At 70.4% G+C, this 22,186-nt stretch carries 20 protein-coding genes; 9 read left to right on the plus strand and 11 right to left on the minus strand.

All coding sequences use genetic code 11. The annotated features are described in order from the left end of the window. Window positions 1-27 precede the first annotated feature (27 nt). Entirely contained in the window at window positions 28-1,443 is a 1,416-nt protein-coding gene (sufB, locus tag AB0I68_RS00540; RefSeq protein ID WP_363174942.1) for a Fe-S cluster assembly protein SufB, read from the minus strand. Continuing rightward, complete coding sequence (locus AB0I68_RS00545) at window positions 1,440-2,183, minus strand: ArsR family transcriptional regulator (protein WP_363174943.1); 744 nt, start codon at window positions 2,181-2,183, stop codon at window positions 1,440-1,442. Before AB0I68_RS00545 ends, sufB begins: the two co-directional genes overlap by 4 nt. Before the next feature lie 361 nt (window positions 2,184-2,544). Between AB0I68_RS00545 and AB0I68_RS00550 the strand changes: the two genes are divergently transcribed. The 4 genes from AB0I68_RS00550 (at window position 2,545) to AB0I68_RS00565 (ending at window position 6,477) form a co-directional block, all read left to right on the plus strand. Next, window positions 2,545-3,471 carry an ABC transporter ATP-binding protein gene (locus AB0I68_RS00550; RefSeq protein ID WP_363174944.1) on the plus strand — a complete coding sequence of 309 codons (927 nt, stop codon included), beginning with the start codon at window positions 2,545-2,547 and terminating at the stop codon, window positions 3,469-3,471. Beyond that, complete coding sequence (locus tag AB0I68_RS00555) at window positions 3,468-4,250, plus strand: ABC transporter permease (RefSeq protein ID WP_363174945.1); 783 nt, start codon at window positions 3,468-3,470, stop codon at window positions 4,248-4,250. Before AB0I68_RS00550 ends, AB0I68_RS00555 begins: the two co-directional genes overlap by 4 nt. Window positions 4,251-4,334: 84 nt before the next feature. Next, window positions 4,335-5,483, plus strand: coding sequence for a hypothetical protein (locus AB0I68_RS00560; protein ID WP_363174946.1), 1,149 nt, complete (start codon window positions 4,335-4,337; stop codon window positions 5,481-5,483). Between the two features lie 4 nt (window positions 5,484-5,487). Further along, the gene (locus tag AB0I68_RS00565; protein ID WP_363174947.1) at window positions 5,488-6,477 is read left to right on the plus strand and encodes a COX15/CtaA family protein; all 990 of its coding nucleotides are present in this window, start codon (window positions 5,488-5,490) and stop codon (window positions 6,475-6,477) included. A 70-nt stretch (window positions 6,478-6,547) separates the two neighbouring features. On the opposite strand, the gene AB0I68_RS00570 is transcribed toward AB0I68_RS00565, so the two are convergent. The 3 genes from AB0I68_RS00570 to AB0I68_RS00580 all read right to left on the minus strand — a co-directional run bounded on the left by AB0I68_RS00570 (window position 6,548) and on the right by AB0I68_RS00580 (window position 9,150). Next, window positions 6,548-7,675: an amidohydrolase family protein gene (locus tag AB0I68_RS00570; RefSeq protein ID WP_363174948.1), complete on the minus strand. Its 1,128-nt coding sequence runs from the start codon at window positions 7,673-7,675 to the stop codon at window positions 6,548-6,550. 131 nt (window positions 7,676-7,806) lie between these two features. Continuing rightward, a complete protein-coding gene (locus AB0I68_RS00575; RefSeq protein ID WP_363174949.1) occupies window positions 7,807-8,151 on the minus strand; it encodes a hypothetical protein in 345 nt (114 codons plus the stop codon). A 51-nt stretch (window positions 8,152-8,202) separates the two neighbouring features. Continuing rightward, window positions 8,203-9,150, minus strand: a complete 948-nt coding sequence (locus AB0I68_RS00580; RefSeq protein WP_363174950.1) for a heme o synthase — start codon at window positions 9,148-9,150, stop codon at window positions 8,203-8,205. Between the two features lie 255 nt (window positions 9,151-9,405). Between AB0I68_RS00580 and tkt the strand changes: the two genes are divergently transcribed. From tkt to pgl, 5 genes are all read left to right on the plus strand, one after another. Further along, the gene (gene tkt, locus AB0I68_RS00585; protein ID WP_363174951.1) at window positions 9,406-11,493 is read left to right on the plus strand and encodes a transketolase; all 2,088 of its coding nucleotides are present in this window, start codon (window positions 9,406-9,408) and stop codon (window positions 11,491-11,493) included. A 35-nt stretch (window positions 11,494-11,528) separates the two neighbouring features. Then, window positions 11,529-12,647 carry a transaldolase gene (gene tal, locus AB0I68_RS00590; protein ID WP_363174952.1) on the plus strand — a complete coding sequence of 373 codons (1,119 nt, stop codon included), beginning with the start codon at window positions 11,529-11,531 and terminating at the stop codon, window positions 12,645-12,647. An 11-nt stretch (window positions 12,648-12,658) separates the two neighbouring features. Next, window positions 12,659-14,179 carry a glucose-6-phosphate dehydrogenase gene (zwf, locus tag AB0I68_RS00595; protein WP_363174953.1) on the plus strand — a complete coding sequence of 507 codons (1,521 nt, stop codon included), beginning with the start codon at window positions 12,659-12,661 and terminating at the stop codon, window positions 14,177-14,179. Beyond that, complete coding sequence (opcA, locus tag AB0I68_RS00600) at window positions 14,176-15,219, plus strand: glucose-6-phosphate dehydrogenase assembly protein OpcA (RefSeq protein WP_363174954.1); 1,044 nt, start codon at window positions 14,176-14,178, stop codon at window positions 15,217-15,219. The genes zwf and opcA overlap by 4 nt, the downstream gene beginning before the upstream one ends. 97 nt (window positions 15,220-15,316) lie before the next feature. Continuing rightward, window positions 15,317-16,099 carry a 6-phosphogluconolactonase gene (pgl, locus tag AB0I68_RS00605; RefSeq protein WP_363174955.1) on the plus strand — a complete coding sequence of 261 codons (783 nt, stop codon included), beginning with the start codon at window positions 15,317-15,319 and terminating at the stop codon, window positions 16,097-16,099. A gap of 75 nt (window positions 16,100-16,174) precedes the next feature. On the opposite strand, the gene pgi is transcribed toward pgl, so the two are convergent. The 6 genes from pgi to gap form a co-directional block, all read right to left on the minus strand. Next, window positions 16,175-17,830: a glucose-6-phosphate isomerase gene (pgi, locus tag AB0I68_RS00610; RefSeq protein ID WP_363175357.1), complete on the minus strand. Its 1,656-nt coding sequence runs from the start codon at window positions 17,828-17,830 to the stop codon at window positions 16,175-16,177. Window positions 17,831-17,982: 152 nt separating this feature from the next. Further along, window positions 17,983-18,270 carry an RNA polymerase-binding protein RbpA gene (locus AB0I68_RS00615; RefSeq protein ID WP_030197743.1) on the minus strand — a complete coding sequence of 96 codons (288 nt, stop codon included), beginning with the start codon at window positions 18,268-18,270 and terminating at the stop codon, window positions 17,983-17,985. A gap of 237 nt (window positions 18,271-18,507) precedes the next feature. Continuing rightward, window positions 18,508-18,729, minus strand: coding sequence for a preprotein translocase subunit SecG (secG, locus tag AB0I68_RS00620; protein ID WP_363174956.1), 222 nt, complete (start codon window positions 18,727-18,729; stop codon window positions 18,508-18,510). Between the two features lie 151 nt (window positions 18,730-18,880). Next, entirely contained in the window at window positions 18,881-19,657 is a 777-nt protein-coding gene (tpiA, locus tag AB0I68_RS00625; RefSeq protein WP_363174957.1) for a triose-phosphate isomerase, read from the minus strand. Window positions 19,658-19,663: 6 nt separating this feature from the next. After that, on the minus strand, window positions 19,664-20,875 hold the full coding sequence (locus AB0I68_RS00630; RefSeq protein WP_363174958.1) for a phosphoglycerate kinase: 1,212 nt from the start codon (window positions 20,873-20,875) through the stop codon (window positions 19,664-19,666). A 144-nt stretch (window positions 20,876-21,019) separates the two neighbouring features. After that, a complete protein-coding gene (gap, locus tag AB0I68_RS00635) occupies window positions 21,020-22,027 on the minus strand; it encodes a type I glyceraldehyde-3-phosphate dehydrogenase (protein ID WP_030160344.1) in 1,008 nt (335 codons plus the stop codon). Between the last annotated feature and the right edge of the window lie 159 nt (window positions 22,028-22,186).

Below are 22,186 nucleotides of genomic sequence, written 5' to 3' on the forward strand. Positions count from 1 at the left end.
CGTGCTGCAGATTCGGGGCGGGCGGGATTAACCGACCGAACCCTCCATCTGCAGCTCGATCAGCCGGTTGAGCTCCAGTGCGTACTCCATGGGCAGCTCGCGCGCGATGGGCTCGACGAAGCCGCGCACGATCATGGCCATGGCCTCGAACTCCGTCAGACCGCGGCTCATCAGGTAGAAGAGCTGGTCGTCGGAGACCTTGGAGACCGTGGCCTCGTGGCCCATGGAGACGTCGTCCTCGCGGACGTCCACGTACGGGTACGTGTCCGAGCGAGAGATCGTGTCGACCAGGAGCGCGTCGCAGAGCACGTTCGACTTGGAGCCGTGGGCGCCCTCGCCGATCTCGACCAGGCCGCGGTACGAGGTGCGGCCGCCGCCTCGAGCCACCGACTTGGAGACGATGTTGGAGGAGGTGTTCGGCGCCATGTGGACCATCTTGGAGCCGGCGTCCTGGTGCTGGCCCTCGCCCGCGAAGGCGATGGACAGGGTCTCGCCCTTGGCGTGCTCGCCCATCAGGTAGACGGCCGGGTACTTCATGGTGACCTTGGAGCCGATGTTGCCGTCGATCCACTCCATGGTCGCGCCCTCGTACGCCACGGCGCGCTTGGTGACCAGGTTGTAGACGTTGTTCGACCAGTTCTGGATGGTCGTGTAGCGGCAGCGGCCGCCCTTCTTCACGATGATCTCGACCACGGCGCTGTGCAGCGAGTCCGAGGAGTAGATCGGGGCGGTGCAGCCCTCGACGTAGTGGACGTAGGCGTCCTCGTCGACGATGATCAGCGTCCGCTCGAACTGGCCCATGTTCTCCGTGTTGATACGGAAGTAGGCCTGGAGCGGGATGTCGACCTTGACGCCCTTGGGCACGTAGATGAACGAGCCGCCCGACCACACGGCGGTGTTCAGCGACGCGAACTTGTTGTCGCCGACCGGGATGACCGTGCCGAAGTACTCCTGGAAGAGCTCCGGGTGCTCCTTGAGCGCGGTGTCCGTGTCGAGGAAGATGACGCCCTGCTCCTCCAGGTCCTCACGGATCTGGTGGTAGACGACCTCGGACTCGTACTGGGCCGCGACACCGGCGACGAGGCGCTGCTTCTCCGCCTCCGGGATGCCGAGCTTGTCGTACGTGTTCTTGATGTCCTCCGGCAGCTCCTCCCACGAAGCGGCCTGCTTCTCGGTGGAACGCACGAAGTACTTGATGTTGTCGAAGTCGATGCCGGAGAGGTCGGAGCCCCAGGTCGGCATGGGCTTCTTGTCGAACAGCTTGAGGCCCTTGAGACGGAGCTTCAGCATCCACTCCGGCTCGTTCTTCTTGGCCGAGATGTCGCGGACGACATCCTCGGACAGACCCCGCTTGGCAGCGGCACCGGCCGCGTCGGAGTCGGCCCAGCCATATTCGTAGGTGCCCAGGCCATCGAGCTCAGGGTGAGCAGTCTCCGTGGTCATGCGGGGTTCCTCCCGGCCGTGCTTGCAGATACTGATGTGTCGGTCTGTGCGGTGCCCGCGCCTCGCGGGATGAACGTGGTGCACACCCCGTCGCCGTGGGCGATCGTGGCGAGGCGCTGCACATGCGTCCCGAGCAGGCGGGAGAAGACCTCGGTCTCCGCCTCGCACAGCTGCGGGAACTGCTCGGCGACATGGGCGACCGGGCAGTGGTGCTGGCAGAGCTGTTCACCGCTGTGCGGACCGGGAGCGCTCTTCGCCGTAGCAGCGTACCCGTCGGCGGTCAACGCCTTGGCAAGGGCCTCGGTGCGCTCCGCGGGGGCGGCGGCGTCGAGGCTTTCCCGGTAGGTCTCGGCCTGTGCGTCCATCCGCGCCCTGGCGAAGGCGGCGACGGCCGCCTCCCCCTGCTCGCCTCCGCCGGCGGCCTGCGCGATCCAGCGCAGTGCGTCCGCGGCGAGCGAGTCGTAGGACTGGTCGAACGCGTCGCGGCCGCAGTCGGTCAGCGCGAAGACCTTGGCGGGCCGGCCCCGGGTGCGCGTGCCGTAGACGCGCTGCTCACGGGCTTCGACCACGTCGTCGGCGACGAGCGTGTCGAGGTGGCGGCGGACGGCGGCCTGGGTGAGGCCGAGACGCGCGGCGAGGTCGGCGACGGTGGACGGACCGTGGTCCAGGATGGAGCGCGCGACCCGGTTGCGGGTTGACCGCTCCCCGGTAGCGAGTTCCCCCTGAGGGGTCTCGAGCATCCGTTCGCCGTATTTCACAACGCCATTGTTGCGTAATTAGTCGAGCCCCGACAAGCCGTGACCGACGCCACTCCTGGTGGCCTCTATCACTAAGGGTTACCTAATCTCTCTACGCAGAGTTAATCGGCGGGCAGTGCTCCGTTGCCGCACCGGCCCTCCCGCGAACCGGTTCACGGCCCCCACCAGCAATCCCCTGCCCACGGCGTTCCCCGGCACGGCGAACATCGAACGGCAGAGAAGATCACCGAAACCGACGGGGCCGTCCAGGGCCGCACGGCTGAAAAAGTCATGGATTCGCAGGTTCGTACGCCTCCGACCCCGGGACCCGGGACCCCCTCTCCGGCTCCGTAGACTCACCCGCATGAGCAATGACCCCGCCGTGGAGATCCGCGGACTGGTGAAGCGGTACGGACCCAGAACAGCGGTGGACGGCCTGGACCTCACCGTCGGCAAGGCTTCGGTCACCGCCGTCCTCGGTCCCAACGGCGCGGGCAAGACGACCACCGTGGAGACCTGCGAGGGCTACCGCCGCCCCGACGCCGGCACCGTCCGCGTCCTCGGCCTCGACCCGGTCACCCAGGCCGAGGCGCTGCGCCCGCGGATCGGCGTGATGCTCCAGTCCGGCGGGGTGTACTCCGGCGCCCGCGCCGTGGAGATGCTGCGCCACATGGCCAAGCTGTACGCCGACCCCCTCGACGTGGACGTCCTGGTGGAGCGGCTCGGGCTGGGCGGCTGCGGCCGCACCGCCTACCGCCGGCTCTCCGGCGGCCAGCAGCAGCGCCTCGCCCTCGCCATGGCCGTGGTGGGCCGCCCCGAGCTGGTCTTCCTGGACGAGCCCACCGCGGGTCTGGACCCGCAGGCCCGCCGGGCGACCTGGGACCTCGTACGGGAGCTGCGCGCCGACGGGGTCGGCGTCGTCCTCACCACCCACCACATGGACGAGGCCGAGCAGCTCGCGGACGAGGTCGCCATCGTCGACGCGGGCCGGGTCATCGCCCACGGCAGCCCCGAGCAGCTGTGCCGCGGCGGCGCCGAGAACACCCTGCGCTTCACCGGCCGACCCGCCCTCGACCTCGGCTCGCTCCTGAAGGCACTGCCCGACGGCACCGAGGCCGCCGAGCTCAGCGCGGGCGTCTACCGGGTCACCGGCGCCGTGGACCCGCAGATGCTGGCGACCGTCGCCTCCTGGTGCGCACAGAACGGGGTGATGCCGAGCAGCCTCTCGGTGGAGCGGCACACCCTCGAAGACGTCTTTCTGGAGCTCACCGGTAAGGAGCTGCGCGCATGAGCGCCGGTACGTTCGCCCCCAATCCGGGGGCCGCGCCCGTGTCCCGCATGATCCTGGCGCAGGCCGCGCTGGAGACCCGGATGCTGCTGCGCAACGGGGAGCAGCTGCTGCTGACCGTGATCATCCCGGCGCTGCTGCTGGTGCTCTTCTCGGCGGTCGACATCGTCACCGTGCCCCTTGAGGAGGGGGGAGCCGAGAAGTCCGTGGACTTCCTCGCTCCCGGCATCCTGGCGCTGGCGGTGATGTCCACCGCCTTCACCGGGCAGGCCATCGCCACCGGCTTCGACCGCCGTTACGGGGTGCTCAAGCGGCTCGGCGCCTCACCCCTTCCGCGGTGGGCGCTGATGGCCGCCAAGACCCTGTCCGTACTGGTCACCGAGGTGCTGCAGATCGCGCTGCTGACGGTGATCGCCTTCGCTCTGGGCTGGTCCCCGCACGGGAACCCCCTCGCCGTCGCCGCGCTGGTCCTGCTGGGCACGGCCGCCTTCTCCGGGCTCGGGCTGCTGATGGCGGGCACCCTCCGGGCGGAGGCCACGCTGGCCGCCGCCAACCTGGTGTTCCTGCTGCTGCTGGTCGGCGGCGGGGTGATCGTGCCGATGGAGAAGTTCCCCGGCGCCGTGCAGTCCGTACTCGGTCTGCTGCCGATCTCGGCGCTGTCCGACGGGCTGCGCGAGGTGCTCCAGCACGGGGCCGCGCTGCCCTGGGGGGACGCGGGCGTGCTCGCCGCCTGGGCCGTCCTCGGACTCGGCGCCGCCGCGAAGCTCTTCCGGTGGGAGTGAATCCCCTCCGCCGTTCGTTGGCCCGGCAGGAGGATGGGCGCCGCCCCGCAGGGGCGGTGCACACCAGGACGCCGGGGGGCGGGCATGGCGCAACGGGAAGACGTTCTACGGCTGGACGCGCAATGGGCACGGATCCGGTCGGGGGCCGCACAGGCGGCGCCCGCCGAGGCCGAGGCTCTGCTGACGGAGCTGATCGGCGCGCTGCGCGAACCGGCGCGGGCCGATCCGGAGTGCGCGGCACGGCTGGGCCTTCGCCTGGGTGACCTGGCGGCCCGCCGGTTCGCCGGCGGCGACCGGGCCGGGGCCCTGGCGGCCGTCGAGGAGGGGCTGCGGCACGCGCAGCAGGCGGCCGGCCACGCCCCGGAGTACGCCCGCTGGTACGCCCGGGGCCTGATCAACCAGGGCGTCTGGCTGTCCTGGCCGCTGAGCGACGGGGAGCGGCTGCCCCGCTATCCGCTCGGCCCGGCGGCCGAGACCGGCCCGATCGCCATGCAGCGGGCGGCGGGCGAGCGCGCCCGGGACCTGACCCGGGCGGCGGTCGAGGTCTGGGCGGGCCTGGACCAGCACGATCCGGTCAACCGGCGCGGCCTCGCGCAGGCCAAGGTGTTCCTCGGGGACCGCCTCGCGGAGCTGGGCTCCGCCGAGGAGGCGGTGGCGTGGGCGGTGGACGCGGAAGCCGGTTTCCGCCAACTGCTGCTCGCGGCACCCGGTTCGGAGGAGTCGCAGGAGGCGGAGGAGGCCATCGACCACATCGGCCGCCAGCTGGAACTGCGCCTGCGCTTCCTGTCCTTCGACTCCCTGGCGGGCCTGCGCGCGCGGGGCCTGCTGCCCGACCCCCTGCTGCCCCAGGCCGTGGTGGCGGCCCGGATCCACGGGGTGGCCGAGCCCGAGATCGCGGCCCGGCTGCACCTCGGCGCCGAGCAGGTCCGCACGATGCTGGAGGTCACGCCCTGGCGCGCGGTGTGGCGCTTCGAGGTGCGAGGTCCTGACGGGCTGTGGACCGTACAGGAACATCCGTGGCACAGCGGGACGGACGTAAGAAACAGGACAGCCGAGGATGTAGGCACTGAATTGGCGCACGGGTTCACGAGGTCCGCGGACTACCCCGGCGACGGCGGCCATTGGCGCGTGCGTGTCTGGTGGCACGAGGAAGGCGACCCCGCCGGGGCCCGGTTCCGGCTGGTCGTCGGGCCCGACACGGCCACGGGCGGGCCCGCGGGGACCCCCTCGTGAAAGTTTGCACAAGGCTCCGCGTACGATAAGGGCCGTGTTGACCCCTCTCGCTTACCTCGCCAGCCGCTGGACTCCGTCACCCCGGACCGTCCGGCGGGCCGCGTTCGCCGCCCTCGTCATGAGCGTGGTCATCGTCGTCACCGGCGGTGCGGTGCGGCTGACCGGATCCGGTCTCGGCTGCGACACCTGGCCCAAGTGCACGAACGACAGCCTGATCGTGACCCAGGAGCAGGGCTTCCACGGGGCCATCGAGTTCGGCAACCGCATGCTGACGTACGTGCTCTGCGCGGCCGTTGGCTGGGGCATCGTCGCGGCCCGCTCGGCCAAGCCCTGGCGCCGTTCGCTGACGAAGCTCGGCTGGCTCCAGTTCTTCATCGTGATGGGCAACGCGGTCCTCGGCGGCATCACCGTCCTCACGGGGCTCAACCCCTACAGCGTGGCCGGGCACTTCCTCCTCGCCACCTCGCTGATCACCGTCACGACGGTCACCTGGCAGCGCACCCGCGAGGGCGACACCGCTCCCCGGCCGCGCGTGCCCGGTCCCGTGCGCAAGCTCGCGTGGGCCCTGCTCGCGACCACCCTGGTGCTGATCGCGGCCGGCACCGTGGTCACCGGCTCCGGTCCGCACGCGGGTGACAGCAGCGAGATCGAGCGGATGCCGTTCCGCTGGGCGGCCACCGCCCACGTCCACGCGATCTCCGCCTGGGTGGTGTGCGCGCTCGCCGTGGCCATGTGGCTGGTGCTGCGCGTGGTCGACGCGCCGACCGACACCAGGGCGCGCGCCCGCGACCTGCTGATCGTGCTGCTGGCCCAGGGCGGCATCGGCTACGTCCAGTACTTCACCCACGTGCCCGAGGCCCTGGTCGCCACCCACATGCTCGGCTCCTGCCTGGTGTGGATCGCCGTGCTCCGCGTGGCGCTGAGCCTGCGGGAGCGGCCCGCGGCGCAGGCGGAGATCCCGGCGCAGGGCGACCCGCAGCTCACCTCCGTCTGAACCGCGGGGTCCGCCGGGGGCCGTCAGGGCGGCGCCCCGGCGCCCCAACGCCCCGGACCCGCCCACCCGCTCAGCCGCGCTCGTCCAGCCGGTACACCCGGCGGGCATTGCCCGCCGCGATCATGGCCGCCACGCGTTCGGCGTCCTGCCAGGACCAGGCGCCGTCGCCGACCCAGCCGCCCAGCACCCGGCCCAGCGCCTCCCGGAACACCAGGGCGCCCACCGCGTGCAGTTCGGGCAGCCGGCGCCCGCCGCTGGAGAACAGCAGTTTGCCGAACGGGGCCAGTTCCAGCACCTCGGCCAGCACCCCCGCCGCCCGCGCTCCGCTCTGCCCGAGCGCCGCGCCGAGATCGGCGTGGACGTGCGGGAAGGCCGCCGCCAGCTGGGCGGCGTGCCGGTGGTACGGGTATCCGCCGAGCAGCACCAGCCGGGTCCCCAGACCCGCGGTGGCCCGTACGAACTCCGTCAGCAGTGCCGGATCGGCCTGCTCCGGCCGCTGCCCGGGCTCCCCCGCGCCCGCCCCGGTGTGCAGCTGGAGCGGCAGCCCCGTCGCCACCGCGCTCCACAGCAGGTGCCGCAGGAGTACGGGGTCCCGGACGGCCCCGCCCTTGGAGCGCCGGGCCAGCCATCGCCCGGCCGCCCCGCGCACCTCGCCCGGACCGGGCGGCTCGGGGGCGCGGCCGAGGACAGCGGGGTACCCCGCGTCCGCCCCGCAGGTGAAGGCCACGGCCGCCGCGGCGGCGTGGTGGACGGCCCCGGCGAGGTTGGCGAGGAAGGCGACGACCGTGCCGGAGGTGTCTGCGACCTGCTCGGCCAGCAGCTCCAGCCGCACGACCTCGAAGGCGTCGGCGTCCCCCGCGAGCGCCAGCTCCTTGGGACCGGTGAGGTCCCCGGGCACTCCCGTGTCGACCAGATAGGCCGCGACGCCGGAGCCCCGCAGCAGCCGGCGCCCGGACTCGACCACGCCCAGCTCGCGCCGCCGGGCCAGGTACCGGGCGGGGGAGCAGTGCGGCTCCAGCCCGAGCAGCGGCGGGCACCAGCGGCGCACCGCGAAACCGGTCTGGGTGTCGAAGAAGGTGGTCCCGGCGGCGGGCGGGCCGGCCGAGCGGATCAGCTGGGCCTCGAAGGTGCCGAGGCCCAGCTCCGTGCGGAGCACTCCGTGGCAGTACTGGTCCACCAGGGGCGGCGTTTCGATCATCCGGGCATCCCGTTGCGGACGTGAGGAAGGGGCTTCCACACGTCCTAACGGGTGAGCGGGGTGCGAGGTGTTGCTCGCGCTGTTGACCGAGAAGCCACCTGGGGGTGCGCCGGACGCGGCAGGCGTCGGCGTCAGGCCGCCGGGTTCGCCGCCCCGCCGAGCTGGATGCCGGCCATCCGCGACCACTCGTACGGACCGGTCTTCACACGCGCGGCGAACTCGCCGTCGAACTCCTCGTGGAGGGTCAGGCCGGCCTTCTCGGCAGCCAGCTGGGCCACCGCGTAGGTCGGGGCCACCAGATCGCCCCAGCCGCCGTCGGTGCCGACGAGGACGATCCGGGTGCCGGCCTGGCCGATGTGCGCGATCTGGCCCTCGGCGCCGCCGTGCTGCTTGGCGAACGCGCCGATCTGCTTGGCCAGCTTCGCGGCCTTCCGGTCCTGCTTCTTGTCTGCGGTGTCCGCGGTGGTGTCTGCCATGGACAGCATGCTACCGGCGGGTAATGGACGGAGGAAGTATCAGAGGAAGTATCAACGGAGGAAGGGATCCACGGCCACGGCGACGAAGAGCAGCGACACATAGGTGATGGACCAGTGGAACAGGCGCATCTCCTTGAGCTTCGCGCCCGTCAGGCCCGCCTTGGCCCGCGCGTGCAGCGCGTGCGCCTCCCACAGCCACCAGCCGCCCGCCGCCAGCGCGACCGCGGTGTAGAACCAGCCGGTGTACCCCAGCGGGGTCAGCAGCAGAGAGACGGCCACCATCACCCAGCTGTAGAGGACGATCTGGCGCGCCACGGCCTTGTTGCCGGCCACGACCGGGAGCATCGGCACGCCGACGCGCGCGTAGTCGTCCTTCACCTTCATCGACAGCGGCCAGTAGTGCGGCGGCGTCCAGAAGAAGATGACGAGGAAGAGGATGACGGCGGCCCAGGAGACCTCGTTCTTGACGGCGGACCAGCCGATGAGCACCGGCATGCAGCCCGCGATGCCGCCCCACACGATGTTCTGTGCGGTGCGCCGCTTCAGCAGCATCGTGTAGACGACGACGTAGAAGAGGAGCGCGCCGAGCGCGAGCGCGGCCGACAGCCAGTTGACGAGCAGCCCGAAGAACACGGTGGAGACCACGCCGAGGGTGATGCCGAAGGCCAGGCACTCGCGCGGGCTGACCATGCCGGTCACCAGCGGCCGCTGCGAGGTCCGGTCCATCAGCGCGTCGATGTCGCGGTCGATGTACATGTTCAGCGCGTTGGCGCCGCCCGCCGACAAGTAGCCGCCGAAGCAGGTCGTGAGGACCAGCCACAGCGAGGGCACGCCCTGCTCGGCGAGGAACATCACCGGCACTGTGGTGATCAGCAGAAGTTCGATGATTCGCGGCTTGGTCAAAGCCACGAAAGCCATGACGCGGGCCCCGAACGGCCGGTGACCGGGGCTCGTCCCGAGCACCCCCGCTGGACGGGATTCGACGGCCGTCACGCACACCCCTGACAGAGAAAACCAGCAAGCTCCGGACATATAGGTCCGCTGAAGGCTCGCACGTACCACGCCACTCTAGACGTTGCACTTACGTCGCCCTGCGCGGGGGTCGTCTCGTGTTGGTCCGATCAGCCCGCCGACGTTGTGACGGACTGCGGGCACTCGAATAGCTGCACGCCGTCACGGGGGTAGGCTCGGAATCGCGCCGGTGCACCGTTCGTCACCGGGTAACAGACATGTGGAGAGGAGCCCTGACCCACGGTGAGCACCAAGCCGACGACCACAGAGCTCGACTGGACCGATCTCGACCAGCGGGCCGTCGACACCGCCCGCATCCTGGCCGCCGACGCGGTCCAGAAGGTCGGGAACGGCCACCCCGGTACGGCGATGAGCCTGGCCCCCGCCGCGTACACGCTTTTCCAGAAGGTGATGCGGCACGACCCGGCGGATCCCGAGTGGGTCGGCCGCGACCGTTTCGTGCTTTCCGCGGGGCACTCGTCCCTCACTCTGTACACCCAGCTCTACCTGGGCGGCTTCGGCCTGGAGCTGGCCGACCTCGAGGCGTTCCGCACCTGGGGTTCCAAGACCCCCGGCCACCCGGAGTACGGCCACACCGCCGGCGTCGAGACCACCACCGGTCCGCTGGGCCAGGGCATCGCCAACGCGGTGGGCATGGCCATGGCCGCCCGCTACGAGCGCGGCATGTTCGACCCGCAGGCCCCGCAGGGCAGCTCCCCGTTCGACCACATGATCTACGCGATCGCGGGCGACGGCTGCCTCCAGGAGGGCATCTCCCACGAGGCGTCCGCCCTGGCCGGCCACCAGAAGCTCGGCAACCTGGTGCTGCTGTGGGACGACAACCACATCTCCATCGAGGGTGACACCGAGACGGCCGTCTCCGAGGACACCCTGAAGCGCTACGAGGCGTACGGCTGGCACGTCCAGCGCGTCGCGCAGCAGCCGAACGGCGACCTCGACCCGAAGGCACTGTTCGAGGCCCTGGCCGCCGCCAAGGCCGAGACCGAGCGCCCCTCCTTCATCGCGATGCGCTCGATCATCGCCTGGCCGGCCCCGCACGCCCAGGGCACCGAGGCCTCGCACGGCTCGGCCCTCGGCGACGACGAGGTCGCCGCCACCAAGCGCGTCCTCGGCTTCGACCCGGAGAAGTCCTTCGACGTCTCCGACGAGGTCATCGCGCACACCCGCAAGGCGCTCGACCGCGGCCGCGAGGCCAAGGCCGCCTGGGAGAAGGACTTCTCCGCCTGGCGCACCGCCAACCCGGAGCGCGCCGCCGAGTTCGACCGCATCAACGCCAACGAGCTGCCCGCGGGCTGGGAGGACAAGCTCCCCGTCTTCGAGGCCGGCAAGGGCGTCGCCACCCGTGCGGCCTCCGGCAAGGTGCTCGAGGCGCTCGGCGCGATCATCCCGGAGCTGTGGGGCGGCTCGGCCGACCTGGCCGGCTCCAACAACACGACGATCGACAAGCACTCGTCGTTCCTGCCCAAGGGCAACCCGCTGCCGGAGGCCGACCCGTACGGCCGCACCATCCACTTCGGCATCCGCGAGCACGCCATGGCCGCGGCCATGAACGGCATCGCGCTGCACGGCCACACCCGTATCTACGGCGGCACCTTCCTGGTGTTCTCCGACTACATGCGCAACGCCGTGCGCCTGTCCGCGCTGATGCACGTGCCGGTGACGTACGTGTGGACGCACGACTCCATCGGCCTGGGCGAGGACGGCCCGACCCACCAGCCGATCGAGCACATCGCCTCGCTGCGCGCCATCCCGGGCCTGAACGTGGTCCGCCCGGCCGACGCCAACGAGACCGCCATCGCCTGGCGCGAGATCCTGCGCCGCCACACCAAGGTGTTCGGCAAGGGCGCTCCGCACGGTCTGGCGCTGACCCGCCAGGGCGTGCCGACGTACGAGCGCAACGAGGACGCCGCCAAGGGCGGCTACGTGCTCTTCGAGGCGGAAGGCGGCGAGCCGCAGGTCGTCCTCATCGGCACCGGCTCCGAGGTCCAGCTCGCCGTCGCCGCGCGCGAGGCGCTGCAGGCCGAGGGCGTCCCGGCCCGCGTGGTCTCGATGCCGTCCGTCGAGTGGTTCGAGGAGCAGGACCAGGCGTACAAGGACAGCGTCCTGCCGCCGTCCGTCACGGCGCGCGTCGCGGTCGAGGCCGGGGTCGGCCTGACCTGGCACCGCTACGTCGGCGACGCCGGCCGGATCGTCTCGCTGGAGCACTTCGGTGCCTCCGCCGACGCCAAGGTGCTGTTCCGCGAGTTCGGCTTCACCCCCGAGGCCGTGACCGCCGCCGCCAAGGACTCGATCACCGCCGCCGCGCGCTGACACCGGTACACGAACCAGTAGGAGATGCAATTCCCATGACAGACGCACTCAAGCGCCTCTCCGACGAGGGCGTGGCGATCTGGCTGGACGACCTGTCCCGCAAGCGCATCACGTCCGGCAACCTGGCCGAGCTCATCGACCAGTCGCACGTGGTCGGTGTCACCACCAACCCGTCGATCTTCCAGAAGGCGATCAGCAGCGGCGACGGCTACGAGCAGCAGCTCGCCGACCTCGCCGCCCGCAAGGTCACCGTCGACGAGGCCATCCGCATGATCACGACGGCTGACGTCCGCGACGCCGCCGACATCCTGCGCCCGGTCTACGACCGCACCGACGGCCAGGACGGCCGGGTCTCCATCGAGGTCGACCCCCGTCTGGCCCACAACACCACGGCGACCGTCGCCGAGGCCAAGCAGCTCGCCTGGCTGGTGGACCGTCCGAACACGCTGATCAAGATCCCGGCGACCAAGGCCGGCCTGCCGGCGATCACCGAGGTCATCGGCAAGGGCATCAGCGTCAACGTCACGCTGATCTTCTCGCTGGAGCGCTACCGCGAGGTCATGGACGCGTACCTGGCGGGTCTGGAGAAGGCCAAGGCCGCGGGCCTGGACCTCTCCGAGATCCACTCGGTCGCCTCCTTCTTCGTGTCCCGTGTGGACAGCGAGATCGACAAGCGCCTGGACGCCGTGGGCACCGACGAGGCGAAGGCCCTGAAGGGCAAGGCGGCCCTCGCCAACGCCCGTCTGGCCTACGAGGCCTACGAGGAGGTCTTCTCCTGCGACCGGTGGAACGCCCTGGAGCGTGTCGGCGCCAACAAGCAGCGTGCGCTGTGGGCCTCGACGGGCGTCAAGGACCCGGCGTACAAGGACACCCTGTACGTGGACGACCTGGTCGCCCCGAACACGGTCAACACCATGCCGGAGGCCACCCTGGAGGCCACCGCCGACCACGGCCAGATCACGGGTGACACCGTGCGCGCCACCTACGAGCAGTCGCGCGCCGAGCTCGATGCGGTCGCGAAGCTGGGCATCTCGTACGACGATGTGGTGCAGCTGCTCGAGGACGAGGGCGTCGAGAAGTTCGAGGCGTCCTGGAACGACCTGCTGAAGTCCACCGAGGCGGAGCTCGAGCGCCTCGCCCCCACGGAGGCCTGAACACTTTGTCTGTGAACGGAGCGAACCCGCTTCGTGACGCACAGGACCGGCGGCTCCCGCGCATCGCGGGGCCGTCCGGCCTGGTCATTTTCGGCGTTACGGGTGACCTGTCGCGCAAGAAGCTGATGCCCGCCATCTACGACCTGGCGAACCGGGGGCTGCTGCCGCCGGGCTTCTCGCTGATCGGTTTCGCCCGCCGCGAATGGGAGCACGAGGACTTCGCCCAGGAGGTGTACGAGGCCGTCAAGGAGCACTCGCGCACCCCCTTCCGGGAGGAGGTCTGGCAGCAGCTGGTGCAGGGCTGCCGCTTCGTCCAGGGCGACTTCGACGACGACGCGGCGTTCGAGACGCTGAAGTCGACGATCGACGAGCTCGACAAGGCGCAGGGTACGGGCGGCAACTTCGCGTTCTACCTGTCCGTGCCGCCGAAGTTCTTCCCCAAGGTGGTCCAGCAGCTCAAGAACCACGGGCTGGCGCAGAAGGAGGGCTCCTGGCGGCGTGCCGTCATCGAGAAGCCCTTCGGGCACGACCTGAAGAGCGCCGAGGAGCTCAACAAGGTCGTCCACGAGGTCTTCCCGCGGGACGAGGTCTTCCGGATCGACCACTACCTCGGCAAGGAGACCGTCCAGAACATCCTGGCGCTCCGCTTCGCCAACACCATGTTCGAGCCGATCTGGAACCGGTCGTACGTCGACCACGTGCAGATCACCATGGCCGAGGACATCGGCATCGGCGGCCGGGCCGGGTACTACGACGGCATCGGCGCGGCCCGCGACGTCATCCAGAACCACCTGCTCCAGCTGCTCGCGCTGACCGCGATGGAGGAGCCCGGCTCCTTCCATCCCAAGGCGCTGGTGGCGGAGAAGCTCAAGGTCCTCACGGCCGTCGAGCTCCCCGAGGACCTGGGCAAGCACACCGTGCGCGGCCAGTACTCGGCGGCGTGGCAGGGCGGCGAGAAGGTCGTCGGGTACCTCGAAGAGGACGGCATCGACCCCAGGTCGAAGACCGACACCTACGCGGCCATCCGCCTGGAGATCAACAACCGCCGCTGGGCGGGCGTCCCGTTCTACCTGCGGACCGGCAAGCGCCTGGGCCGCCGGGTGACCGAGATCGCGGTGGTCTTCAAGCGGGCTCCGTACCTGCCGTTCGAGTCGGGCGCGACCGAGGAGCTGGGGCAGAACGCCCTGGTCATCCGGGTCCAGCCGGACGAGGGCGTGACGGTGCGCTTCGGCTCCAAGGTTCCGGGCACCTCCATGGAGGTCCGGGACGTCACGATGGACTTCGCGTACGGCGAGTCCTTCACGGAGTCGAGCCCCGAGGCGTACGAGCGGCTGATCCTCGATGTCCTGCTGGGTGACGCGAACCTCTTCCCGCGCCACCAGGAGGTCGAGCTGTCCTGGAACATCCTCGACCCGATCGAGGAGTACTGGGACAAGCACGGCAAGCCCGCGCAGTACCCGGCGGGAACCTGGGGGCCGGTCGAGGCGGACGAGATGCTCGCACGAGACGGACGGAGCTGGCGCCGGCCATGAAGATCGACCTCACGGAGACCACCTCCAGCAAGATCAACGCCGCGTTGGTGCAGGCGCGCCGGGACATCGGCACGCCGGCCATCGGCATGGTCCTCACGCTGGTGATCGTGACCGACGAGGAGAACGCGTACGACGCGCTCAAGTCGGCGAACGACGCGTCCCACGAACACCCTTCGCGGATCATCGTCGTCGTCAAGCGGGTCAGCCGCTCGCCGCGCAGCCGCCGCGACGCCCGTCTCGACGCGGAAGTCCGCGTCGGGGCGGACTCCGGCACCGGCGAGACGGTGGTGCTCCGCCTTCACGGTGAACTGGTCAACCACGCCCAGTCGGTGGTTCTCCCGCTCCTCCTGCCGGACGCGCCCGTCGTGGTCTGGTGGCCGGACGGTGCTCCGTCGGACCTGGCGGGCGACCCGCTGGGTGCGCTCGGGCAGCGCCGGATCACGGACACGTACGCCTGCGAGAACCCGCTGCAGGCGCTCGGGGAGCGGGCTGCGGCCTACGCCCCGGGTGACACGGACCTGTCCTGGACCCGGGTCACGCCGTGGCGGTCGATGCTGGCCGCCGCGCTGGACCAGCAGGCTCTGAAGGTCACCTCGGCGGCCGTCGAGGGCGAGGACGAGAACCCGAGCTGCGAGCTGCTGGCCATGTGGCTGGCGGACCGCCTCGAGGTGCCCGTCAAGCGGACCCGTTCGAAGGGCCCCGGCCTCACCTCGGTCCGGCTGGAGACCAAGGACGGCGACATCGTCCTGGACCGGGCCGACGGCTCGCTGGCCACGCTGTGCATGCCGGGTCAGCCCGACCGTGCGGTGGCGCTCAAGCGCCGCGACACGGCCGAGCTGCTGGCGGAGGAGCTGCGCCGGCTCGATCCGGACAACACGTACGAGGCCTCGCTGAAGTTCGGCGTGGCGAAGCTGGTGGCCGAGGCTCCGGACCCGGCGGCGGCTCCTGCCCAGGCAGCGGCTCCGGCCAAGGCCGAGGCCGCACCGGCGGCTTCGAAGCCGGCCTCCAAGTCGGCGAAGAAGCCAGCGGCCAAGCAGTGAAGCACGACGGCCGCCGGCCGGGTCCGTTCCCTTCCGGGGTGCGGTCCGGCCGGCGGCCGAGCCATTTCTCGACGAAGAAGGCGGCAACAACATGGGTATGACGACTCCCCAGGTCGTCGTCCACCGGGACAAGGAACTGATGGCCCAGGCCGCGGCGGCCCGGCTCATCACGAAGATCGTGGACGCGCAGGCGGCCCGCGGCAGCGCCTCGGTGGTCCTGACCGGCGGCCGCAACGGCAACGGGCTGCTCGCCGCACTGGCGGCGGCTCCGGCCCGGGACGCCGTCGACTGGGCCCGGCTGGACCTGTGGTGGGGCGACGAGCGGTACGTCCCGGCCGACGACCCCGAGCGCAACCACGTCCAGGCCCGGGAGGCCCTCCTGGACGCCGTCCCGGTGGATCCGGCACGGGTGCACGTCATGCCGGCCTCGGACGGCCCGTACGGGGCCGACGTGGATGCGGCGGCGGACGCGTACGCGGAGGAGCTGCGGCGGGCGGCGGGCCCGGAGGACCACGGTCCGGTGCCGCGCTTCGACGTGCTGATGCTGGGCGTCGGCCCGGACACCCACGTGGCCTCGCTGTTCCCGGAGCACCCGGCGGCGCGGGAGACCGAGCGCACGGTGGTCGGCGTCCACGGCGCGCCGAAGCCGCCGCCGACGCGGGTCTCGCTGACCCTCCCGGCGATCCGGGCGGCCCGGGAGGTCTGGCTGCTGGCGGCGGGCGAGGACAAGGCGGGCGCGGTGGCGATCGCGCTCGGCGGCGCCGGGGAGGTCCAGGCCCCGGCGGCGGCGGCGTACGGGCGCTCCCGCACGCTGTGGCTGCTGGACCGCGCGGCGGCCGCGAAGCTCCCGTCGTCGCTGTACCCCCCGGCCTCGGCCTGACCGTACGGCCGAAGGGCCCGCCCCCTGGAAGGGAGCGGGCCCTTCGGCCGTGGTGATGCGTGCGGTGCCTGTGGATCAGGCGCGGCCGCGCAGGGAGCGGTAGGCGGCGACCAGGGACTTCGTCGAAGGGTCCAGGCCCGGCACGTCGGCGCCGTCCGTCAGCGCCGGCTCGACCCGCTTCGCGAGGACCTTGCCGAGCTCCACGCCCCACTGGTCGAAGGAGTCGATGTGCCACACCGCGCCCTGGACGAACACCTTGTGTTCGTACAGCGCGATGAGCTGGCCCAGCACCGCCGGGGTGAGGTCCTGCGCCAGGATCGTCGTGGTCGGGTGGTTCCCCTTGAAGGTCTTGTGCGGGACCAGGGACTCCGCAGCCCCCTCCGCGCGGACCTCGTCCGCGGTCTTGCCGAAGGCCAGCGCCTGCGTCTGCGCGAAGAAGTTCGCCATCAGCAGGTCGTGCTGGGCCGCGAGCTTCGGCGGCAGTTCGCCGATCGGCCGGGCGAAGCCGATGAAGTCCGCCGGGATGACCTTCGTGCCCTGGTGGATCAACTGGTAGTACGCGTGCTGCCCGTTGGTGCCGGGCGTGCCCCACACGACCGGACCGGTCTGCCAGTCCACCGGCCGGCCGTCCCGGTCCACGGACTTGCCGTTGGACTCCATGTCCAGCTGCTGCAGGTACGCCGTGAAGCGGGAGAGGTAGTGGCTGTACGGCAGGACCGCGTGCGACTGCGCGTCGAAGAACGCGCCGTACCAGATCCCCAACAGGCCCATCAGCAGCGGTGCGTTCTGCTCCGGGGGCGCCGTGCGGAAGTGCTCGTCCATCGCCCGGAAGCCGCCCAGCATCTCCCGGAAGGAGTCCGCCCCGATCGCGGTCATCAGCGAGAGCCCGATCGCGGAGTCGAAGGAGTACCGCCCGCCGACCCAGTCCCAGAAGCCGAACATGTTGGCCGGATCGATGCCGAACGCGGTGACCTTCTCGGCGTTGGTCGACAGCGCCACGAAGTGCCGCGCCACGGCCGCGGTGTCACCGCCGAGACCCGCCAGCAGCCACTCCCGCGCCGACTCGGCGTTGGTGATGGTCTCGATGGTCGTGAAGGTCTTGGAGGCGATGATGAACAGCGTCTCGGCCGGGTCCAGGTCCCGTACGGCCTCGTGCAGGTCGGCGCCGTCCACGTTGGACACGAACCGCACGGTCAGGGCGCGGTCGGTGAACGCGCGCAGCGCCTCGTACGCCATCGCCGGGCCCAGGTCGGAGCCGCCGATGCCGATGTTGACCACGTTCGTGATGCGCCGGCCGGTGAAGCCGGTCCACTGCCCCGAGCGGATCTGCTCGGAGAAGGCCGCCATCTTGTCGAGGACGTCGTGCACCGCGGGGACGACGTTCTCGCCGTCCACCTCGACCACCGCGTCCTGCGGCGCGCGCAGGGCGGTGTGCAGGACCGCCCGGTCCTCGGTCGTGTTGATCTTCTCGCCGCGGAACATCGCCTCGCGCAGCTCGGCCACGCCCGTCGCCGCCGCGAGCTCCCGCAGCAGCTCCAGCGTCTCGTCGGTCACGAGGTGCTTCGAGTAGTCGATGTACAGGTCCCCGACCCGCAGCGTGTAGCCCGTGCCCCGGTTCGGATCCGCCTCGAACAGCTCGCGCAGATGCGTCTGCCCCAGCTCTTCGCGGTGCTTGCCGAGTGCCAGCCACTCGGGCGTCCGGTTGAGCCTCGTAGTGCTGTCTGCGTTCATCTCGGACATCAACCCGTTTCTTCCGTCCTGTCGTGCCCCGCCGATCACCAACTTAAGGGATCCGAAGAGGCACAAGGTACGCAAAGGGGCCCGGCCCGCTGGAGAACAACTCCTGCGGGCCGGGCCCGATGTCACACCGTCACGTCGCGATGTCAGATCTCGCCGCGGAGCTTGGCGAGCGCCTCGGCGAGGATCGCCTCGCCGTCGGCGTCCGTGCGGCGCTCCCGTACGTACGCCAGGTGGGTCTTGTAGGGCTCGGTGCGCGGCGGCGCCGGCGGGTTGTCCCGGTCCTGGCCGGCCGGGAACCCGCAGCGCGGGCAGTCCCAGGTGTCCGGCACCTGCGCGTCGCTGGCGAAGCTCGGCTGCGTCTCGTGCCCGTTCGAGCACCAGAAGGAGATGCGCAGGCGGGGCGCGGACTCGCCGCGCTCGGCCTCACCCATCGGCCCCGCTCCGACCCGACTACCACGGATCGCGTTGCCACTTGCCACGGTCGTAACTCCCCTGCGTGATGGTGCCGCGAAGCGTGAGTGGATTTCCGCCGCGGGCGCCCCAGTCTACGTAAGGCCCAACGCGCGTCCATCACATGGAGTTACTCACTCCAGGCCGCGGACGCCGTCCTCATGATAGGCGGGGTGGAGCCGACCGGACCGGCGGAATGGCCAGATCCGTCGGCTTCCCTACTTCAGCAGAACGCCGAGCGTCATGATGCAGGCGAACCAGAGGAGACCCACGACGACGGTGATGCGGTCCAGGTTGCGCTCCGCGACCGAGGAGCCGCCGACCGACGACTGCATGCCGCCGCCGAACATGTCGGAAAGGCCGCCGCCCTTGCCCTTGTGCATCAGCACGAGCAGCATCAGCAGGGCGCTGAAGACGATCAGGGCGATCGAGAACCCCATAATCACGGCTGATTCCTACTTTCTGGCTTTTCTGGCTTTCCGGCTCTGCTGGATGTGCGCGGGGGCCAGTGGCTGGTGGTTCAGCCTCCTGGCCCCCGCAAGGGTACGACGGATCCGCCCTACCGCATACTCGCTGCGACGATCGCGCAGGTCACTGGTCGCGGAACCGGACGATCTTCACGAACTCGTCCGCGTCCAGCGCAGCGCCGCCGATCAGGGCGCCGTCGACATCGGGCTGAGCCATGATCGCCGCGATGTTGCCGGACTTCACCGAGCCGCCGTACTGGATGCGGACCTTGTCGGCCAGCTCCTGGGAGTACAGCTCGGCGAGGCGGCCGCGGATCGCCCCGCAGACCTCCTGCGCGTCGTCGGGGGTGGCGACCTCGCCGGTCCCGATCGCCCAGACGGGCTCGTACGCGATCACGATGGACTCGACCTGCTCGGCCGGGATGTCCTTGAGGCCGCCGTCGACCTGGGCCAGCGTGTACGGGACCTGCTCGCCGGCCTTGCGGATGTCCAGGCCCTCGCCGACGCACAGGATCGGGGTGAGCCCGTGCTGGTAGGCGGCCTTGACCTTGGCGTTGCAGAGCTCGTCGCTCTCGCCGTGGTACTGGCGGCGCTCGCTGTGGCCGACGGCCACGTACGTGCACTTCAGCTTCGCGAGCATCGCGCCGGAGATCTCGCCGGTGTAGGCACCGGACTCGTGCGCCGAGATGTCCTGGGCGCCGTACTTGATCTTCAGCTTGTCGCCGTCGACCAGGGTCTGGACGGAGCGCAGGTCGACGAAGGGCGGCAGGACCGCGACCTCGACGGCGTCGTAGTCCTTGTCGGCGAGCGCGAAGGCGAGCTTCTGGACGTGCGCGATGGCCTCAAGGTGGTTGAGGTTCATCTTCCAGTTGCCCGCCATGAGCGGGGTGCGGTTGCTCATTAAGGGTCAGACCTCCAGTGCGGCGAGGCCGGGGAGCGTCTTGCCCTCGAGGTATTCGAGGGAGGCGCCGCCACCGGTCGAGATGTGGCCGAAAGCGTTCTCGTCGAAGCCGAGCGTACGCACGGCCGCGGCGGAGTCGCCGCCGCCGACCACGGTGAACGCGCTGCTGTCGACGAGGGCCTGCGCGATCGCGCGGGTGCCTCCGGCGTAGTCGGGGTGCTCGAAGACGCCCACGGGACCGTTCCAGAAGACGGTCTCGGCATCGGCGATCTTCGACGCGTACAGCTCACGGGTCTCGGGACCGATGTCCAGACCCTCCTTGTCGGCGGGGATCTTGTCCGCGTCGACGGTGATGTACTCGGCCGGGGTCTTGCCCTTGAGGTCGGGGAAGTCCGCCGAGGCCAGGATGTCGACCGGGAGGACCAGCTCGACGCCGTTCTTCTCGGCGCGTGCCATGTACTCCTTGACGACGTCCACCTGGTCCTTCTGGAGCAGGGAGATGCCGACCTCGTAGCCCTTGGCATAGAGGAAGGTGTACGCCATGCCGCCGCCGATGAGGATGCGGTCGGCCTTGCCGAGCAGCTCGTCGATGACGGCTAGCTTGTCGGAGACCTTGGCGCCGCCGAGGATGACCACGTACGGGCGCTTGACCTCGGCGGTCAGCTTCTTCAGGACGCCGACCTCGGTGGCGATCAGGTAGCCGGCCGCGTGCGGGAGGCGCGCGGGCAGGTCGAAGACCGAGGCGTGCTTGCGGTGGACGGCGCCGAAGCCGTCGCCGACGTAGACGTCGGCCAGCTCGGCGAGCCGGTCGGCGAAGGCGCCGCGCTCGGCGTCGTCCTTCGAGGTCTCACCGGCGTTGAAGCGCAGGTTCTCGATGACGGCGACCTGGCCGTCGGTGAGGGCGGCGACGGTCGCCTGGGCGGAGGCACCGATCGTGTCGGTGGCGAACGCGACGTCCGTACCGAGCAGTTCGCCGAGCCGCTTGGCGGCCGGGGCGAGGGAGAAGGCCGGGTCCGGGGCGCCCTTGGGGCGGCCCAGGTGCGAGGCGACGACCACGCGGGCGCCGGCTTCGGCGAGCTTCGCGATGGTCGGCTGCACGGCGCGGATGCGGCCGTCGTCGGTGATCGTGTCGCCCGCGAGCGGCACGTTCAGGTCGGCGCGGACGAAGACCCGCTTGCCGGCGACGCCTTCGGCGAGCAGTTCGTCGATCGTCTTCATGTGTTTCTACTCCTTATCCCCATACACGGGTTCTGCCGGTGCGGGGCCGATCGGTCGAGGCAGACAACAGGGCCCGTGCAGCGCTCCATCGCGCTGACCGGACCCTGTGCTCACATCGTGGTGCCTAGCCCTGCTACCTGAGACTTAGAGCTGGCCGCCGACGAAGACGGTCAGGTCGACGAGGCGGTTGGAGTAGCCCCACTCGTTGTCGTACCAGCCGACGACCTTGACCTGCGTACCGTCCTGAACCATGGTCAGGGAGGAGTCGAAGGTGCAGGAAGCCGGCCAGTTCACGATGTCGGAGGAGACGATCGCGTCCTCGGTGTAGTCGAGGATGCCCTTGAGCTGACCCTCGGCGGCCTTCTGGAAGGCGGCGTTGATCTCTTCCTTGGTGGTCTCGCGGGAGAGCTCCAGGACGAGGTCGGTGACCGAGCCGGTCGGGACCGGGACGCGCATGGCGATGCCGTCCAGCTTGCCCTTGAGCTGCGGGAGGACCAGCGCGGTGGCCTTGGCGGCACCGGTCGAGGTCGGGATGATGTTCTCGGCGGCGGCGCGGGCGCGGCGCAGGTCCGAGTGCGGGAAGTCCAGGATCCGCTGGTCGTTCGTGTACGCGTGGACCGTGGTCATCATGCCCTTGACGATGCCGAAGTTCTCGTCCAGAACCTTGGCCATCGGCGCCACGCAGTTGGTGGTGCAGGAGGCGTTGGAGATGACGTGGTGGTTGGCCGCGTCGTACTTGTCCTGGTTGACGCCCATCACGATGGTGATGTCCTCGTCCTTGGCCGGAGCCGAGATGAGGACCTTCTTCGCGCCCGCGGCGATGTGCTTCGCGGCGTCGGCCTTCTTGGTGAAGATGCCGGTCGACTCGATGACGATGTCGGCACCGAGCTCACCCCAGGGCAGGTTCGCGGGGTCGCGCTCGGCGAACGTCTTGAAGGTGTTGCCGCCGACGGTGATGGTGTCGTCGGTGTGGGAGACCTCGGCCTTGAGGCGGCCCAGGATGGTGTCGTACTTGAGCAGGTGCACCAGGGTCGCGTTGTCAGTCAGGTCGTTGACACCGACGATCTCGATGTCCGCTCCCTGCTCAAGGAGCGCCCGGAAGTAGTTGCGGCCAATTCGGCCAAAACCATTGATGCCTACGCGGATCGTCACGAACCGATCTCCTCGTTGGTGCGCCGGTAAGTCCGCCGGCGAGCTGTATGGGATGTCCCCGACCGCTTACGACCCTACCTCTCCGTGAGCTTTTGAGTGACATCGGCCGGGACCTGACACTCCCCCTGCCACATGGGGGGACCGCTGCCGGGGCCCCGT

This window comes from Streptomyces sp. NPDC050448 (assembly GCF_040655295.1).
Classification (GTDB): Bacteria; Actinomycetota; Actinomycetes; order Streptomycetales; family Streptomycetaceae; genus Streptomyces.

What these genes read in the sequence shown, in the direction of transcription:
- sufB (WP_363174942.1), bottom strand. Translation starts at nt 1,443, where the DNA reads ATGACCACGGAGACTGCTCACCCTGAGCTCGATGGCCTGGGCACCTAC.
- AB0I68_RS00545 (WP_363174943.1), bottom strand. Translation starts at nt 2,183, where the DNA reads ATGCTCGAGACCCCTCAGGGGGAACTCGCTACCGGGGAGCGGTCAACC.
- AB0I68_RS00550 (WP_363174944.1), top strand. Translation starts at nt 2,545, where the DNA reads ATGAGCAATGACCCCGCCGTGGAGATCCGCGGACTGGTGAAGCGGTAC.
- AB0I68_RS00555 (WP_363174945.1), top strand. Translation starts at nt 3,468, where the DNA reads ATGAGCGCCGGTACGTTCGCCCCCAATCCGGGGGCCGCGCCCGTGTCC.
- AB0I68_RS00560 (WP_363174946.1), top strand. Translation starts at nt 4,335, where the DNA reads ATGGCGCAACGGGAAGACGTTCTACGGCTGGACGCGCAATGGGCACGG.
- AB0I68_RS00570 (WP_363174948.1), bottom strand. Translation starts at nt 7,675, where the DNA reads ATGATCGAAACGCCGCCCCTGGTGGACCAGTACTGCCACGGAGTGCTC.
- AB0I68_RS00575 (WP_363174949.1), bottom strand. Translation starts at nt 8,151, where the DNA reads ATGGCAGACACCACCGCGGACACCGCAGACAAGAAGCAGGACCGGAAG.
- tal (WP_363174952.1), top strand. Translation starts at nt 11,529, where the DNA reads ATGACAGACGCACTCAAGCGCCTCTCCGACGAGGGCGTGGCGATCTGG.
- opcA (WP_363174954.1), top strand. Translation starts at nt 14,176, where the DNA reads ATGAAGATCGACCTCACGGAGACCACCTCCAGCAAGATCAACGCCGCG.
- pgl (WP_363174955.1), top strand. Translation starts at nt 15,317, where the DNA reads ATGACGACTCCCCAGGTCGTCGTCCACCGGGACAAGGAACTGATGGCC.
- pgi (WP_363175357.1), bottom strand. Translation starts at nt 17,830, where the DNA reads ATGAACGCAGACAGCACTACGAGGCTCAACCGGACGCCCGAGTGGCTG.
- AB0I68_RS00615 (WP_030197743.1), bottom strand. Translation starts at nt 18,270, where the DNA reads ATGGGTGAGGCCGAGCGCGGCGAGTCCGCGCCCCGCCTGCGCATCTCC.
- secG (WP_363174956.1), bottom strand. Translation starts at nt 18,729, where the DNA reads ATGGGGTTCTCGATCGCCCTGATCGTCTTCAGCGCCCTGCTGATGCTG.
- tpiA (WP_363174957.1), bottom strand. Translation starts at nt 19,657, where the DNA reads ATGAGCAACCGCACCCCGCTCATGGCGGGCAACTGGAAGATGAACCTC.
- AB0I68_RS00630 (WP_363174958.1), bottom strand. Translation starts at nt 20,875, where the DNA reads ATGAAGACGATCGACGAACTGCTCGCCGAAGGCGTCGCCGGCAAGCGG.